We start from the raw sequence: 15,271 nt of genomic DNA on the forward strand, positions 1-15,271 counted from the left end.
AGACCATGGTCGACCGGCCGCACCAGCCGGAGTCCTTCGCCGATCTCCTGCCGCGGAGCGTGGCGGGCGTCGTCGAGCAGCAGCGCGCCGCCGGTCTCGACGTGGTCAACGACGGCGAGATGGGAAAGCCCGAGTGGTCCTGGTACGTGACGAGCCGCTTGTCCGGTTTCGAACATCGGCCCGCCGAGCGCACCGAGGCGCTGAACGGTCAGGACCAGCGCGATTTCCCCGGCTACTACGCGGACGCCATCGAGAACGGGCTTTGGTACGGCAACACGAACAGCCTCGTGGCCACGGCCCGTGCGCAGACGCCGGTGTGCACCGGTCCGATCGAGTACGACCCCACGCAGGTGCGCCGTGATATCGAGAACCTGCGCAGCGCGCTGCAGGGCAGCGACGCGGTGGAGGCGTTCCTCCCGGTGGTCGCGCCCGCGAGCGCGGCGGTCGGGCAGCGCAACGAGTACTACAGCTGACCGAAGGTGCCGCGTTGGCCAGTGAGCGGCTGTGGGGATCGCGGCGGTGCTCTCCTGGGCGGCCTGCCCAGGTTGATCAACGTACGGATCTCGCGGGCGGTAGCTCGTCGCCGGGATCGTGCGAGTCCGGCTCGGCGATTTACAAGTCGTATTGAGCGTTACTTTGTGAGAGCACTGCCACAAATGAACGTGCGAGCTTTTCGAAATCGACGGCTCGGCTCGTGTTTGGTAACTACAAGCAACTCACCGTACTGTCGGCATTGATTCGCAGAAGTTATCGAATCGTTTTCGGCGATGTGTGTCTTGCCCTATTTCTCCGCCGCTTCCGTTGTCAGGATTGCCCTTCGCATGGTCGGGGTCCTGAAACTGAATCCAGCCGTTCCGCGCCGCAGCGCAGCGCGGTCCGTCAGAGCATGTCGACGTGGCCTGCCGCAGCGCGTTTTCACGGGCGGGAGTCCACGTCCGGAATGTCTGGCCAGGCGAAGGGAGTAGCACGTGAGCGACACCGACACCCCGAATCCGCACAGCAAGGACCTGGAACAGGCGCTGCGCGTGTTCGAAGCCAGATTGGCCGAGATCGCCCCGGACGGGCAGCGGCACGCGAGCCCGGACGCCGATGACGAGCGCCTGCACGAACTGCGATCGATCGTGATCCGCCGGGCCGAAGCGCTGCCGAGCGCCGTCTGGCCGCGCGCCAAGTGCGAACATTGCACAGGACAACGCGAAGTCGAGGCGCTCCAAGCGCGCTACACCGATGGCGCCGCGGCGCCGCAATTCGATTCCCGCCCCCGCACGTGCCCGAAGTGCTGGGGGACCGGACTCACCTTGAACTGCTCCGGGTAGCGGCGCCGCGTTCGCTTCAGAGCTCGCCGAGTCTCCCGCCGACCCGTTCCAGCACCCGCAGCGAGCCGGTCGCGCTGTGTTCGCGGTAGTTCCCGCCGTCCAGGGCGCGGCGGTAGATGCGGTACGGCGCTTGGCCGCCGTCGTCCGGGTCGGGGAACACGTCGTGGATCACCAGCGCGCCGCCGGGGTTGATCCACGGCGCCCAGCCCTCGTAGTCGGCGTTCGCGGCGGCGTCGGTGTGCCCGCCGTCGATGAACACCAGGTTCAGCGGGCTGCGCCAGAAGGCGGCGGTGACGGGGGAGCTGCCGACGATCGCGACGACTTCGTCCTCCAGCCCGGCGCGGGCGATGGTGGATCGGAACTCGCCCAAGGTGTCCAGCCGCCCGACCTGCGGGTCCACCAGGTTCGGATCGTGGTACTCCCAGCCGGGCTGGTGCTCCTCGGACCCCCGGTGGTGATCGACCGTGACGACGCGACCGCCGGTGGCGCGGGCCGCCGCGCCGAGGTAGACCGTCGATTTCCCGCAGTACGAACCGATTTCCGCCGCGAGCCCGGTGCCCAGGAACTCGGTGGCCGCCCGGTGCAGCGCCAGCCCCTCGTCCGCGGGCATGAAGCCGGTTGCCTGCTCGGCGACGGCCAGCAGGTCCGGCGGCATCGCCGGCTCCGCGTTCGATCGGTCGCCCGGGGTCGGTGCGGTGCTGCTCACGGTTTTCCTCTCCACGGTCGCTGTCGCCGACGAGCCTACGCAGGAATGCTCTGGTCTAGGTAGAACTTGTTCTATTACGCTGCTGTTCCGGCGGATAGGAGGCGCTATGGCGATCGCGATCACCGAGGTGCAGCAGGACGTGCGGGAGTCGGTCCGGGCTTGGTCGCAGGAGCTCGACACCGCCGCAATCAGGGAGGGCGGGTGTCCGGCGCCGGGGCCCGGGTGGAAGGGGCTCGCCGAGATCGGCGTGTTCTCGATCGCGTTGCCCGAGCGAGTCGGTGGCGCCGGTGCGGGAGTCGCCGATCTCGCGGCAGCGCTGGAAGCGGCGGCCGAGGCGCTGGTGCCCGGGCCGGTGCTGAGCACCTGCGCGGCGAGCGTGCTGCTCGGCCGCGCGGACGTCCCTGGCGAATTGTTGCGGCAATTGGCCGGAGGCGAGATTTCCGTTGCAGTGGCGGCGGATTCGGGGCAGCTGACGGCTGTGCGGCAGGGCGGCGGCTGGGTCGTTTCCGGCACGGTCGGTCCCGTGCTGTCCGCGCCGGAGGTATCGCATCTGCTGCTGGCGGCTCGGACTCCGGACTCCGGCGAGGTGTGGTTCCTCGTCGAATCCGGTGCGGTGCGCGTGGACGAGCGGCGTGCGCTCGACCTGTCGCGGTCGTTGGGCGACGTCGGGTGCGAAGACCTCGAAGTCGCGACGGACGCCGTGGTGCACGGGCTCGATGCGGCTCAGGTGCGCGACGCGCTGGTGGCGCTGTCCGCGGCCGAAGCCTCGGGCATCGCCGGGTGGTGCCTGCGCACGGCTGTGGAGCACGCTCGGAGCAGGGAGCAGTTCGGGCAGGTCATCGGCACCTTCCAAGCGATCAAGCACCTCTGCGCGGAGATGCTGTGCCGCGCCGAGCAGGCCGCCGCGCTCGCCTGGGACGCCGCGCGCACGCTCGACGAGAGCCCGGACGAGCATCCGCTTGCCGCGGCGGCGGCCGGTGCGGTGGCGCTGGACGCGGCGGTGGACACCGCGAAGGACTGCGTGCAGGTGCTCGGCGGCATCGGATTCACCTGGGAACATGACGCGCACCTGTACTTGCGCAGAGCCGTTGCGCTGCGGCAATGGCTCGGTGGCGGCGCCGCGTGGCGCGAGCGCACGGCCGAGCTGGCGCTGGACGGGGCCAGGCGGAACCTGAGCATCAGCGGCGACATCCCGGACGACGTGCAGGCCATGCGGCCCGAAGTTCGCGGAATCGCCGCGGAATTGGCCGCGCTGCCGCCGGATCGGCAGCGGGAGCGGCTCAGCGAGTCCGGCTACCTCGCCCCGCACTGGCCCGAGCCGTACGGCCTCGGTGCTGAGCCGCCGCTGCAACTGCTCATCGACGAGGAGCTGCACCGGGCCGCAGTGCACCGGCCCGACCTCGTCATCGGCGCATGGGCGGTGCCGACCCTGCTCGAACACGGCACCGCCGAGCAGCAGGAGCGGTTCGTCCGGCCGACGATGCGCGGCGAGATCACCTGGTGCCAGCTGTTCAGCGAGCCGGGCGCCGGTTCCGACCTGGCCGCGCTGCGCACCCGCGCCGAGCGGGTCTCCGGCGGCTGGCGGCTGCACGGCCAGAAGGTCTGGACGTCGATGGCGCAGCAGGCGCACTGGGCGATCTGCCTGGCCCGCACGGATCCGGACGCGCCGAAGCACAAGGGGATCACCTACTTCCTGGTCGACATGGCCGCCGCGGGCCTCGAAGTGCGTCCGCTGCGGGAGATCACCGGCGAAGAGCGGTTCAACGAGGTCTTCCTGGACGGGGTGTTCGTGCCGGACGAGCTGGTCGTGGGCGCGCCGGGCGGCGGCTGGCGGCTGGCGCGCACGACGCTGTCCAACGAGCGCGTCGCGATGAGCGGCGGATCGTCGCTGGGGCAGGAGGTCGAGCGGCTGCTCGCGCTGGCGGAAACCGCGCAGGAGCGGGTCGGGGCGCGGGTGGCCGAAGGGCTCTCGGTGTCGCTGCTGCGGCTGCGGGGGACGTTGCGCAGCCTCAACGGCCAGGATCCGGGTGTTCAGTCCAGTGTGGAGAAGCTCGTCGGTGTCCGGCACCGGCAGGAAGCCGCCGAGACCGCGCTCGAACTCCTCGCGACCGACGGTGCCGCGACCGACGGCGCCGCCGCGGAATCCGCGCACGAATTCCTGCTCACCCGGTGCCTGAGCATCGCGGGCGGCACCACCCAGGTCCTGCGCACGGTGGCCGCCGAACGAATCCTCGGCCTCCCGCGGGCCTGAGCCGTGCTTGCGGAACATCCCGCTCGACCGCTAGAACTAGAACAAGTTTCATTTGGGATGGCTGGACGAGGCGAGGAGCCGGTGTGGAGTTCGCGCTCGACGACACGCAGCAATCCGTGCGGGACCTGGCGACCGAGGTGCTGAGCCGGGAGCGGGACCGCGAGCAGCCCGCCGATGCGGAAACCGCTTCGCTGTGGAAGGCGATGGCGGCGGCGGGCCTGCTCTCGCTGGCGGTGCCGGAACGGCTCGGCGGTGCGGGCCTCGGCCCGATGGCCACCGGCGTACTGCTCACCGAAGTGGGCCGGTATGCGGCGCAAGTCCCCGCGCTGGCCACGCTGGCTCTCGGTGTGCTGCCGATCGCGCGGCACGGCACGGAACAGCAGCAGGATCGCCTGCTGGGCGAAGCGGACTCCGGGCAGATCCTCACCGCCGCCGTGAACGAGCCGTCCGCCCCGCTGCCGGGTGCGCCGAAAACGTCGGCACGGTGGGAAAAGGGCTCGCTCGTGGTGTCCGGTACGAAGACCGACGTGCTGCACGCCGATGTCGCGCGGGAAATCCTGGTGCCGGTCACGGTCGACGATGGCGGCACCGCGATCGCCGTCGTGCGGCCGGATGCGGCAGGGCTTTCGCGGGAAACCGGCCCGATGTCCGGCGCGCGAGCCGCGACGTTGCGGTTCGAGCAAGTGCGGGCCGAACGGCTCGGCGAAGATCCCGACGCCGTGGCGGACCTGTACCGCTGCGCACTCGCGGGCATGTGCGCGCTCGGCGACGGCGCGGTGGGCGGCGCGCTCGACCTGACCACCGAGCACGTGCGCACCCGCACCCAGTTCGGCCGCCCGCTGGCCACTTTCCAAGCCGTGGCGGGGCAAACCGCCGACATCTACGTCACCGCGCGCACGCTGCACCTGGCGGCGCTGTCCGCGTGCTGGCGCCTGGCCGAAGGCCGCGATGCCGACGACGAGCTGGCCGTCGCGGCCCTGTGGCTCGCCGAGGAGGCACCGGCGGCCATGCACGTGGCCCAACACCTGCACGGCGGCGTCGGGGTGGATTCGACCTACCCGTTGCACCGGCATTATTCGCTGGTCAAAGACTTGGCGCGGCTGGTGGGCGGCGCCGGCCACCGCGTCGACGCGCTCGCCGACCAGCTCGCGATGGAGTGCTGATGTTCATCGAATGCACCGAACAGCAGGAGGCGCTGCGCGCGCAGCTGCGCGAGTACTTCGCGGGCTTGATGTCGCCGGAAGAGCGCGCGGAGATGGCCGCCGACCGGCACAACGCGGTGTACCGCGAGGTCGTGCGGCGGATGGGCCGGGACGGCTGGCTCGGCGTCGGCTGGCCCGTCGAGTACGGCGGGCACGGGTTCGGCGACGTGGCCCAGCACATCTTCGCCAGCGAGGCGGCGCGCGCCGACATCCAGCTCCCGTCGGTCACGCTGCAAACGGTCGGGCCGACGCTGCTGGCCTACGGCACCCAGCAGCAGAAGGACCTGTTCCTGCCGAAGATCCTCGCCGGTGAGGTGCACTTCGCGATCGGCTACACCGAACCCGAAGCGGGCACCGACCTCGCGGCGCTGCGCACCTCGGCAGTGCGCGACGGGGACGGTTACCTGGTCAACGGCCAGAAGATCTTCACCACCGGCGCGCACGACGCCGACTACATCTGGCTGGCCTGCCGCACGGATCCGGAGGCGCCGAAGCACAAGGGCATCTCCATCCTCATCGTGGACACCTCGGACCCCGGCTACTCGTGGACGCCGATCATCACCTGCGACGGGGCGCACCACGTGAACGCGACGTACTTCAGCGACGTGCGGGTGCCCGCGTCGATGCTGGTGGGCGAGCAGGACCGCGGCTGGAAGCTGATCACCACGCAGCTCAACCACGAGCGGGTCATGCTCGGCCCGGCCGGGCGGATCGACGGGATGTGCGCCCGGGTGCGGGATTGGGCCGGCCGGCGCAGCGACCCGGACGGGACTCCGCTGCTGGACCTGCCGGACGTGCGTCGCGCGCTCGCCCGCGCGCACGCCTGCACGCGGGTCAACGAGTTGCTGAACTGGCAGGTCGCGGCCTCGTCGGCGGCAGGTCCGGTGCAGGTGGCGGACGCCTCGGCGACGAAGGTGTTCACCTCCGAGCGCATCCAGGTCCTCGGCCGCTCGCTCGAAGAGGTCGTCGCCCGCCACGGCGACGCCGCCGAGCCCGCGACCGCGGACCTGCTGCGCTGGCTGGACGTGCAGGCCAAGCGGAACCTGGTGCTCACCTTCGGCGGCGGCGTCAGCGAGGTCCAGCGGGAACTGATCGCCACGGCCGGGCTCGGGCTGCCCCGATCGCCGCGTTGACCGGAGGGAGCACGCGATGACCGTCGACACACCGGAGGAAACCCTCGGCGAGGAAGCCATCCCGGCGATCGCCGAGCGGATCAGGCAGGCGGGGGAGTCCGCCAGCCGGGCCGCGCGCGACCCGGTGAACCTGCCGATGATCAACAACTGGGTGGAGGCGCTGGGCGACGGGAACCCGGTGTACACCTCGGCGGAGCAGGCCGCCGCGTCCGTCCACGGTGGACTCGTCGCGCCGCCCGCGATGGCGCAGGTGTGGACGATGCCGGGACTGCGGCCGGTCCGGGACACCGACGATCCGCTCTACGCCATGATGGGCGCGCTCGACGAGCTCGGCTACACCTCCGTGGTCGCGACGAACTGCGAGCAGACCTACCACCGCTACCTGCGCCACGGTGAGCAGGTCGCGGTGACCGCGCGGCTCGAATCGGTCGTCGGCCCGAAGCGCACCGGACTGGGCGAAGGCTGGTTCGTCACGACCCGCAACGTCTGGTACGTCGGCTCGGAGCCGGTGGCCGAGATGCTGTTCCGGGTGCTGAAATTCCGCCCCCCGCAACAGGAACAGGAACAGGAACCGCCGAAGCCGCAGTCGCAGCCCGCGCCGGGCGCGCAGATCCTGCCGCCCATCAACCGCGACACCGCGTACTTCTGGGAAGGCGCCGCCGAAGGCGAACTGCGCATCCAGCGCTGCGGCCAGTGCGGGCTGCTGCGGCACCCGCCCGGCCCGATGTGCCCGGAATGCGGCTCCACCGCCCGCAAGCACTTCGTCGCCTGCGGGCACGGCGAGGTCTACAGCTACGTGGTTCACCACCACCCGCCGATCCCCGGCAAAGAACTGCCGATCGTGATCGCGCTCGTCGAACTGGACGAGGGGGTGCGGATGCTGGGCGAGCTGCACGGCATCGATCCCGGCGAGGTGGCGGTGGGGCTGCGCGTCGAAGTCGGATTCCAGCGCTTGACCGAGGAGGTCACCATGCCGTTCTGGCGGCCGCGGCAGGACGGGGGTGCGGCATGAGCACGTTGCCCAGGACCCGGACGGCCGCAGAGGTGCAGGTGGGTGCGGCCCTGCCGGAGGAGAGCATCGAGGTCACGCCCACGTTCGTGGTCAGCACCGCACTGGCCACCAGGGACTTCCAGGACGTGCACCACGACCGCGACCTGGCCCATGCCAAGGGATCGCAGGACATCTTCGTCAACATCCTCACCACCACCGGAATCGCGCAGCGGTACGTGACCGACTGGGCGGGACCGGAGGCGCTGGTGCGCGGTGTGTCGGTGAAGCTCGGGGTGCCTTGCTACGCCTACGACACGTTGACGTTGTTCGGGCAGGTCCTCGATCGCGTCGTCGAGGACGGCGAGACGCGGTTCTCGGTGGAAGTGCTCGGGCGCAACGGAACCGGTGAGCACGTGCGCGGAACGGTGCGGGTGGCCCTGCCGGAGGTGTCGGCGTGAGCATTTCGGAACAGACCGCCATCGCGGGGATCGGCGCGACGGAGTTCTCCAAGGACTCCGGCCGCACCGAGCTCCAGCTCGCCGCCGAGGCCACCCGCGCAGCGCTGGCCGACGCGGGGCTCGAACCGTCCGATGTGGACGGCATGGTGACGTTCACGATGGACAACAACACCGAGGTCGCCGTCGCGCGGGAACTCGGGGTGCCGGAGCTGAGCTTCTTCAGCCGGGTGCACTACGGCGGCGGAGCGGCTTGCGCGACGGTGCAGCAGGCCGCCATGGCCGTCGCGACCGGCATGGCCGAGGTCGTCGTGTGCTACCGGGCGTTCAACGAGCGCTCCGGGCAGCGGTTCGGGCAGGTGCAGTCCGGGCTGGCCGCCGCCCCGACCTCGACCGGCATCGACGCCGGGTGGAGCTACCCGGTCGGCCTGGGCACGCCGGGCGGGCAGGTGGCCATGTTCGCCCGCCGCTACATGCACGAATTCGGCGCCACGAGCGAGGATTTCGGCCGCGTCGCGGTCGTGGACCGGCAGCACGCCGCGACGAACCCGAACGCCTGGTTCTACCAGCGCCCGATCACCCTGGCCGAGCACCAGGACTCGCGGTGGGTCACCGAGCCGCTGCACCTGCTGGACTGCTGCCAGGAAAGCGACGGCGGCGTCGCGCTGGTGGTCGTCTCCGCCGAACGCGCCAAGGACCTGCCGAATCCTCCGGCGCTGGTCCGCGCCGCCGCGCAGGGCAGCAGCACCGACCAGTTCACGATGACCAGCTACTACCGCGACGACCTCACCGGCCTGCCGGAGATGGGGCTGGTCGCGCGGCAGCTGTGGCGGCAGGCCGGGGCCGGGCCGGAGGACATGCAGGTCGCCGTGCTCTACGACCACTTCACGCCGTTCGTGCTGGTGCAGCTGGAAGAACTCGGGTTCTGCGGGCGCGGGCAGGCACGGCACTTCATCGCCGACGGCGGCATCGGCCTGGACGGCGCGCTGCCGGTCAACCCGCACGGCGGGCAGCTCGGCGAGGCGTACATCCACGGCATGAACGGCATCGCCGAAGGTGTCCGGCAGATCCGCGGCACCGCGGCCAACCAGCTGCCCGAGGTGCACAACGCCCTGGTCACCGCCGGGACCGGAGTACCCACCAGCGCCCTGGTCCTGTCCGCGGCCTGACTCCCGGCAACGAGCGCGGGACCGCTTCGCCCGAACGGATCGGGGCGATGGGCCCCTTCACTCCCTCGGGCGGGCGGCCGACACGCCCGCCCGATATCGGCCCAGCGTGCGCAGTGAACGGAACTTTCGTCCCAATAGATTGGGCGAACAGTCCGTTCACTCGGTTCCGAAGCCGGTCACCAAACGAACGTAGCGCGGATGCCTCGCCCTTCAGGGCGGGAAGGAAGCGCGTCCAGTCCGTGGGCGACGTGCCCAGCGGTGACCTACACAGGCGGACGCTGTTGTTGCTCGATGTACTGCCGCACTACCGATAGCGGCGCGCCACCCACGGAACCGGCGAAGTAGCTGCCGGACCACAGTCGGACGCCCTTCCAGTACGAGAACCGCAGGTCCTCGAACTCCTTCCGCAGCATCCGCGAGGACACACCCTTCAGGCTGTTGACCAGCTTGGACACGGCGACCTTGGGTGGGAAGTGTACGAGCAGGTGCACGTGGTTCGACTCGCCGTTGAACTCGGCCAATTCGGTTTCAAAGTCCTCACACACCGCCCGCATGACCTCTTCCATCCGCCGCAGGTGCGTGTCGGCGAACACCGGGTGCCGGTACTTCGTGACGAAAACCAAGTGCGCGTGCATCTTGTGCATGACGTGCCGACCAGTGCGGAAACCGTCATCGATGGGCATGAAACCAAATGCTACAGTGATCAACATGGACACGCAGCAGGACATCGACGGGCGCAGCGCTCGGTACACGTTCCGCCTCCGCGTGTCCTCCACCGCCCAGCAGGCACTCCTAGCCGAGTGGGGGCGATGCCGGTGGGTGTGGAACGAGTGCGTCGCCCGCTCCCGCAAGGCCCATCGCGATGGCGAGAAGTGCGGCCCGGCTGCGCTGGACAAGATGCTGACCGACGCGCGCGCCCGGAATTCGTGGCTGCGGGAAGGCTCGTCCGTTCCGCAGCAGCAGAGCATCCGCGACTTCGGTAAGTCCCGTGCGAAGGCGCTGAAGGACATCAAAGATCGACTGCCGATCGCGCAGCGCGCTGGAATGCCCAGGCCGAAGAAGAAGCGTGGTACGTCTCCGAGCCTGAACTACACCAAGCGCGGGTTCCGCCTTGAAAACGACCGCCTCCACCTCGCGGGCGGTCTCGCGTTGACGGTGGTGTGGTCGCGGGACCTGCCGTCCGAACCGTCGTCGGTGCGGGTGTACCAGGACAACCTGGGGCACTGGTCCTGCTCGTTCGTTGTCGCCGTCGAAGTGGAGCCGCTGCCGGAAACCGGCCAGGCGATTGGTATCGACTGGGGCGTGCGTGAAACCGCCACGACCACCAACGACGACTACGACTTGGCCCACGCGCAGCGTGGGAAGTCTGCTGCTGCCAAGCTCGCGCACTATCAGCGGCAGATGTCCCGGCGGGAACGCCCGAGGAACAGGCCGCAGTCCAAGGGGTACCGGCGCTCGCAGCGACAGGCCGCGAAGCAGGCGAAGAAGGTCGCTCGGCAGCGGCAGGACACCGGGCGTAAATGGGCTAAGCGTGTTGTGCGCGACCACGACGCGGTAGCCGTCGAGGACTTCCGACCAAGGTTTCTCGCGAAGACCACGATGGCCCGTAAGGCCGCTGACGCTGCGATCGGCGCTACCAAGACTGCGCTGGTCGAGCAGGCCCGCAAGCACGACCGCGTGCTGCGGCTGGTCGACCCGAAGCACACCACGATGGACTGCGGACAGTGCGGCGCGAGAGCCAAGCACCGCCTGCCGCTGTCGGAACGTACCTACACCTGCACTGCGTGCGGAGCCTGGTCCCCGAGGGACAAGAACTCCGCACGCGTGATGCTAGTCCGGGCTGGTTTCAACCCGGCTGATGTTGAGGGCGTGAGTCCTGACCGCGTGCAACGCGGTCAGGCTGCCTGAGTCAGGAATCTCCCGCCTTCAGGCGGGAGAGGATTCAATCGGTTCCCGCGGTGGGCGGGCTCGGAGCGAGCGCGGCGATCCCGGCGGCGAGTTCTGCCGGGTCCGGGGCGGTGTCCGGGTCGATGAGCCATTGCAGGACGAAACCGTTGATCATCGCCAGCACCGCCGAGCCGACACCGCGCTGCTGCGCGGTCACTTCCCCGGAGTCGCCGAAGATCAGCTTGGGCAGGTTGGCCCGCGCCTGCTCGTAAACGTCGATGAGCGCACCGCGGATCTCTTCGGAGTACTCGGCCTGGGCGAACGCCTGCACGCTCGCGACCACCATCTCGCGCTGCTCGGTGAGCGTCCGGTGGATTCCGCGCAGGAACCGCTCGAGCCGTTGCAGCGGTGCGTCCGAATCCACCTCCAGCACGGCCTGGTCCAGCTGCGACGTCCAGGCGCCGATCGCGTCCAGCATGGCGATGGTCAGCAGCGCGTCCTTGGAACCGAAGTGGTAGTTGACCGCGGCCAGGTTCGCGCCGGTCTCGGCGGCGATGTCGCGCGCGGTCGTCGCCCCGAAACCCCGCGCGGTGATGCAGCGCTGCGCCCCGGCGATCAGCCGCCGCTTGGTTCCCGAGGAAGGCGCTCGATCCCCTGCCATGCGTGGACCCTCCGTTTCGCCGCTGGGCGGACCGTTCGTGCAGCGCGGGAACGGTCCGCCCGCCATCGGCTCAGACCTTCGCGACCGCGACCTCGATCTTCTCGCCCGCGCCGACAGTGCCTGCGAATCCGTCCAGTTCCGCGTCGGTGAACTGAACCGAGTCCGCGAGCGTTTCGGTCGCCAGCGAGTCCCGGAACGCCCGCACCGACGCGAGCGTCTCCGCGGGCCCGGAGATCGTCAGCGCGATCCGGTCGGAGACCTCCAACCCGGCGTCCCGCCGCGCCTGCTGCACCACGCGGACGGCGTCGCGGGCCACGCCCTCGGCGGCCAGCTCCTCGCTGATCTCGGTGTCCAGCGCGATCGTCGTGCCCCGCTGGGACTCCACGGTCCAGCCGGTGCGCGGCACCTCGGTCAACGCGACCTCGTCCGGGGACAGCACCAGCGGCTCGCCGTCGAAGGTGATCGCGGCCTGCCCGGCGTTGCGGACGCCGTCGGCGATCTCCCGCGGGTCGGCCGCGTTGATCGCGTTCGCCACCTGCTGGGTCTGCTTGCCGAAGCGCTTGCCCAGCGCGCGGAAGTTCGGCTTCACCGAGACGTCCACGACGTCCCCGGCCGAGGACAGCGGCTGCAGGCTCTTGATGTTGAGCTCGGCGGCCACGTCGTCCAGCAGCTCCGGCGGCAGCTCGGTGCCCTCCGGCAGCCCGATCAGCGCGCGCTCGAGCGGTTGCCGGATCCGCACGTCACTGGCCTTGCGCGCGGCCCGGCCCGCTTCCACCAGCGCGCGGGCGGAGTGCATCTGCTCGGACAGCACCGGGTCGGTCGGACCGGGCTGCGGCCACGCCGCCAAGTGCACCGACTCCGGCGCGTCCGGATCGCCGAGCCGCACGACGCGCTGCCAGACCTCCTCGGTGATGAACGGCACCACCGGAGCCAGCAGCCGCGTCACCACGTCCAGGCATTCGTAGAGCGTGACCAGCGCGTTCTGATCCGCGGCCCAGAACCGCTGGCGGGAGCGGCGCACGTACCAGTTGGACAGGTCGTCGATGAAGTCCATCAGCAACCGGCCGGCACCCGCGGTGTCGTACTCCTCCAGCCGCCGGTCGGTTTCCTGCGCCAGCGCGTGCACCTCGGCCAGCGCCCACCGGTCCATGATCGGGCGCTCCGGCGGCGGCGAAGCGCTGCTCGGCGACCATTCCGCGTGACTGGCGTAGAGGGTGAAGAACGACGCGACGTTCCAGTACGTCATGAGGATCTTGCGGGTGATCTCCTCCAGCGGTCCGTGCCCGATCCGCCGCGGCGACCACGGCGACCCGGAGCAGGCCATGAACCACCGCACGGTGTCCGCGCCGTGCCGGTCCATCAGCGGCAGCGGTTCGAGGATGTTGCCGAGGTGCTTGCTCATCTTCCGGCCGTCCTCGGCCAGGATGTGCCCGAGGCAGACCACGTTGCGGTACGACGAGCGGTCGAAGACCAGCGTGCCGATCGCCATCAGCGTGTAGAACCAGCCGCGGGTCTGGTCGATCGCCTCGCAGATGTAGTCCGCCGGGTAGCTGCGCTCGAACCGCTCCACGCTGCCCGGCACGTGCGGGTAGCCGAGCTGCGCGAACGGCATCGAGCCGGAGTCGAACCAGGCGTCGATCACCTCCGGTACCCGCTCGGCAGTACCGCCGCAGTCCGGGCACGGGAAGGTGATCTCGTCGATGTACGGCCGGTGCGGGTCCAGCTCGGACAGATCCGAACCGGCCAGTTCGCCCAGTTCGGCGCGGGAACCGGGCACCGTGACGTGCTCCGCGGCGCAGCGCCAGATCGGCAGCGGCGTGCCCCAGTAGCGGGTGCGCGACAGCGCCCAGTCGACGTTGTTGTCCAGCCAGTCCCCGTAGCGGCCGTGCTTGACGTGCTCCGGGTACCAGTTCGTCGCGTCGTTCTCCCGCTTGAGCGCGTCGCGCATCGCGGTCGTGCGGATGTACCAGGCCAGCTGCGCGTAGTACATCAGCGGCGTGTGGCAGCGCCAGCAGTGCGGGTAGGAGTGCTCGTACTGCATCGCGTGGAACAGCAGCCCGCGCTGCTTGAGGTCCTCGGTCAGCAGCGGATCGGCGTCCTTGAAGAACTTCCCGCCGACCAGCTCGATCGAGCCGGCGAAGTGCCCGTCCGGCTCGATCGGGTTCACCACCGGCAACCCGTTCGCCTTGCACACCGCGAGGTCGTCCGCGCCGAACGCCGGAGCCTGGTGCACCAGCCCGGTGCCGTCGTCCATGGTCACGTAATCGGCGGGCACCACGAAGTGCGCGCCGGGGATGTCCACCAGCTCGAACGGGCGCCGGTAGTGCAGCCCGACCAGTTCGCTGCCGGGCATCGTCGCCAGCTTCTCCGGCGTCTGCTCCCCGAACACCGCCTCGATCAGCGACTCGGCCACCACGAACGTGCCCTGCTCGGAACGCACCACCGCGTAGGTCGCCTCGGGGTGCACGGCGACCGCGGTGTTCGACACCAGCGTCCACGGGGTCGTCGTCCACACCAGCAGTTCGGCGCCGGCGTACCCGGCGAGTTCGTCGCGCAGCGGGAACCGGACGTAGATCGACGGGTCGGTGACGGTCTCGTAGCCCTGCGCGAGCTCGTGATCGGACAGCGTCGTCCCGCAGCGCGGGCAGTACGGCGCTACCCGGTAGTCCTGGAACAGGTGCCCGTTGCGGAAGATCCGCTGCAACGCCCACCACACGCTGTCCACGTACTCCGGCGACATCGTGCGGTACGGGTGCTCCAGGTCGATCCAGTAGCCCATCCGCTCGGTCACGGCCTCGAACTCGCCGACGTAGCGCTGCACCGATTCGCGGCAGCGGGCGTTGAACTCGGCCACGCCGTACTTCTCGATGTCCGGTTTCCCGGACAGCCCGAGCTCCTTCTCCACCGCCAGCTCCACCGGCAGCCCGTGGCAGTCCCAGCCCGCGCGGCGCGGCACCGAGTGGCCCTTCATCGTCTTGAACCGGGGGAAGAGGTCCTTGAAGACGCGGGCCTCGACGTGGTGCGTGCCCGGGTGACCGTTCGCGGTCGGCGGCCCTTCGTAGAACACCCACGGCTGACCGTCGGCGGTCTGCTCCAGGGCGCGGCCGAAGATCCGCTCGTCCTGCCACCAGCGGGAGATCCGGTGCTCCATCTCCGGCAGGTCGATCTTGGCGGGCAGCGCGTCGAACGGGGACGCGCCGGGCTGTGCCGCACCGGGCTGTGCTGCACCGGGCTGGGCTGCACCGGGCTGGGCTGCGCCGGAGTGGGGGGCTGCACCGGATCGGGGCTGCGCCATCGGGGCTCCTCGGGCTGGTTCGCTTCGCTCGCACGGGCAGCTGATCGCTGCCCACGCGGGGACGAAGTCGCGAACGACCCGCGGTACCACCCCGCTTGTGCCCGCGGCGCGGGCACCTCTCCTTCGTGCCGGCTGTGACGGGCGGCTCCCGTCCGGTTCTACTGAGGGCCGCTGCTGCTCCGGCTGCTGCCGGGGCCGCCGCGAC

General features: G+C 70.2%; 13 protein-coding genes. 9 read left to right on the forward strand and 4 right to left on the reverse strand.

What is annotated here, in order from left to right; all coding sequences use genetic code 11:
• Window positions 1–5 precede the first annotated feature (5 nt).
• A complete protein-coding gene (locus V1457_RS11210) occupies window positions 6–473 on the forward strand; it encodes a hypothetical protein (RefSeq protein WP_200069215.1) in 468 nt (155 codons plus the stop codon).
• A 495-nt stretch (window positions 474–968) separates the two neighbouring features.
• Entirely contained in the window at window positions 969–1,316 is a 348-nt protein-coding gene (locus V1457_RS11215) for a hypothetical protein (protein ID WP_200069216.1), read from the forward strand.
• A 16-nt stretch (window positions 1,317–1,332) separates the two neighbouring features.
• Here V1457_RS11215 and V1457_RS11220 read toward each other — a convergent pair whose 3' ends face one another.
• A complete protein-coding gene (locus V1457_RS11220; protein ID WP_307849944.1) occupies window positions 1,333–2,022 on the reverse strand; it encodes a class I SAM-dependent methyltransferase in 690 nt (229 codons plus the stop codon).
• 106 nt (window positions 2,023–2,128) lie between these two features.
• On the opposite strand from V1457_RS11220, the gene V1457_RS11225 reads away from it, so the two are divergent.
• The 6 genes from V1457_RS11225 (at window position 2,129) to V1457_RS11250 (ending at window position 9,223) form a co-directional block, all read left to right on the forward strand.
• Entirely contained in the window at window positions 2,129–4,273 is a 2,145-nt protein-coding gene (locus tag V1457_RS11225) for an acyl-CoA dehydrogenase (RefSeq protein WP_338603231.1), read from the forward strand.
• 83 nt (window positions 4,274–4,356) lie between these two features.
• Window positions 4,357–5,436: an acyl-CoA dehydrogenase family protein gene (locus V1457_RS11230; protein ID WP_338603234.1), complete on the forward strand. Its 1,080-nt coding sequence runs from the start codon at window positions 4,357–4,359 to the stop codon at window positions 5,434–5,436.
• The gene (locus V1457_RS11235; protein WP_338603237.1) at window positions 5,436–6,608 is read left to right on the forward strand and encodes an acyl-CoA dehydrogenase family protein; all 1,173 of its coding nucleotides are present in this window, start codon (window positions 5,436–5,438) and stop codon (window positions 6,606–6,608) included. Before V1457_RS11230 ends, V1457_RS11235 begins: the two co-directional genes overlap by 1 nt.
• A gap of 16 nt (window positions 6,609–6,624) precedes the next feature.
• Window positions 6,625–7,620, forward strand: a complete 996-nt coding sequence (locus V1457_RS11240; protein ID WP_338603240.1) for a bifunctional MaoC family dehydratase N-terminal/OB-fold nucleic acid binding domain-containing protein — start codon at window positions 6,625–6,627, stop codon at window positions 7,618–7,620.
• Window positions 7,617–8,057: a MaoC/PaaZ C-terminal domain-containing protein gene (locus tag V1457_RS11245; protein ID WP_200069221.1), complete on the forward strand. Its 441-nt coding sequence runs from the start codon at window positions 7,617–7,619 to the stop codon at window positions 8,055–8,057. The genes V1457_RS11240 and V1457_RS11245 overlap by 4 nt, the downstream gene beginning before the upstream one ends.
• Entirely contained in the window at window positions 8,054–9,223 is a 1,170-nt protein-coding gene (locus V1457_RS11250) for a lipid-transfer protein (RefSeq protein ID WP_295142168.1), read from the forward strand. Before V1457_RS11245 ends, V1457_RS11250 begins: the two co-directional genes overlap by 4 nt.
• Before the next feature lie 263 nt (window positions 9,224–9,486).
• Here the strand turns inward: V1457_RS11250 and tnpA are convergent, their stop codons facing one another.
• Window positions 9,487–9,906, reverse strand: a complete 420-nt coding sequence (tnpA, locus tag V1457_RS11255) for an IS200/IS605 family transposase (protein ID WP_338603245.1) — start codon at window positions 9,904–9,906, stop codon at window positions 9,487–9,489.
• Window positions 9,907–9,931: 25 nt separating this feature from the next.
• Here tnpA and V1457_RS11260 point away from each other — a divergent pair, with 25 nt between their 5' ends.
• The gene (locus tag V1457_RS11260; protein ID WP_338603248.1) at window positions 9,932–11,131 is read left to right on the forward strand and encodes a transposase; all 1,200 of its coding nucleotides are present in this window, start codon (window positions 9,932–9,934) and stop codon (window positions 11,129–11,131) included.
• 34 nt (window positions 11,132–11,165) lie between these two features.
• Here V1457_RS11260 and V1457_RS11265 read toward each other — a convergent pair whose 3' ends face one another.
• The gene (locus tag V1457_RS11265) at window positions 11,166–11,771 is read right to left on the reverse strand and encodes a TetR/AcrR family transcriptional regulator (protein WP_338603251.1); all 606 of its coding nucleotides are present in this window, start codon (window positions 11,769–11,771) and stop codon (window positions 11,166–11,168) included.
• A gap of 70 nt (window positions 11,772–11,841) precedes the next feature.
• On the reverse strand, window positions 11,842–15,066 hold the full coding sequence (ileS, locus tag V1457_RS11270) for an isoleucine--tRNA ligase (protein WP_338603254.1): 3,225 nt from the start codon (window positions 15,064–15,066) through the stop codon (window positions 11,842–11,844).
• Between the last annotated feature and the right edge of the window lie 205 nt (window positions 15,067–15,271).

Origin of the sequence: Saccharopolyspora sp. SCSIO 74807, from assembly GCF_037023755.1 — a bacterium.
GTDB classification, from domain to species: domain Bacteria; phylum Actinomycetota; class Actinomycetes; order Mycobacteriales; family Pseudonocardiaceae; genus Saccharopolyspora_C; species Saccharopolyspora_C galaxeae.

Bases quoted from the DNA above. Each gene is read 5' to 3' on its own strand.
- V1457_RS11210 (WP_200069215.1), top strand. From the start codon at position 6: ATGGTCGACCGGCCGCACCAGCCGGAGTCCTTCGCCGATCTCCTGCCG.
- ileS (WP_338603254.1), bottom strand. From the start codon at position 15,066: ATGGCGCAGCCCCGATCCGGTGCAGCCCCCCACTCCGGCGCAGCCCAG.
- V1457_RS11240 (WP_338603240.1), top strand. From the start codon at position 6,625: ATGACCGTCGACACACCGGAGGAAACCCTCGGCGAGGAAGCCATCCCG.
- V1457_RS11245 (WP_200069221.1), top strand. From the start codon at position 7,617: ATGAGCACGTTGCCCAGGACCCGGACGGCCGCAGAGGTGCAGGTGGGT.
- tnpA (WP_338603245.1), bottom strand. From the start codon at position 9,906: ATGCCCATCGATGACGGTTTCCGCACTGGTCGGCACGTCATGCACAAG.
- V1457_RS11265 (WP_338603251.1), bottom strand. From the start codon at position 11,771: ATGGCAGGGGATCGAGCGCCTTCCTCGGGAACCAAGCGGCGGCTGATC.
- V1457_RS11260 (WP_338603248.1), top strand. From the start codon at position 9,932: ATGGACACGCAGCAGGACATCGACGGGCGCAGCGCTCGGTACACGTTC.
- V1457_RS11225 (WP_338603231.1), top strand. From the start codon at position 2,129: ATGGCGATCGCGATCACCGAGGTGCAGCAGGACGTGCGGGAGTCGGTC.
- V1457_RS11235 (WP_338603237.1), top strand. From the start codon at position 5,436: ATGTTCATCGAATGCACCGAACAGCAGGAGGCGCTGCGCGCGCAGCTG.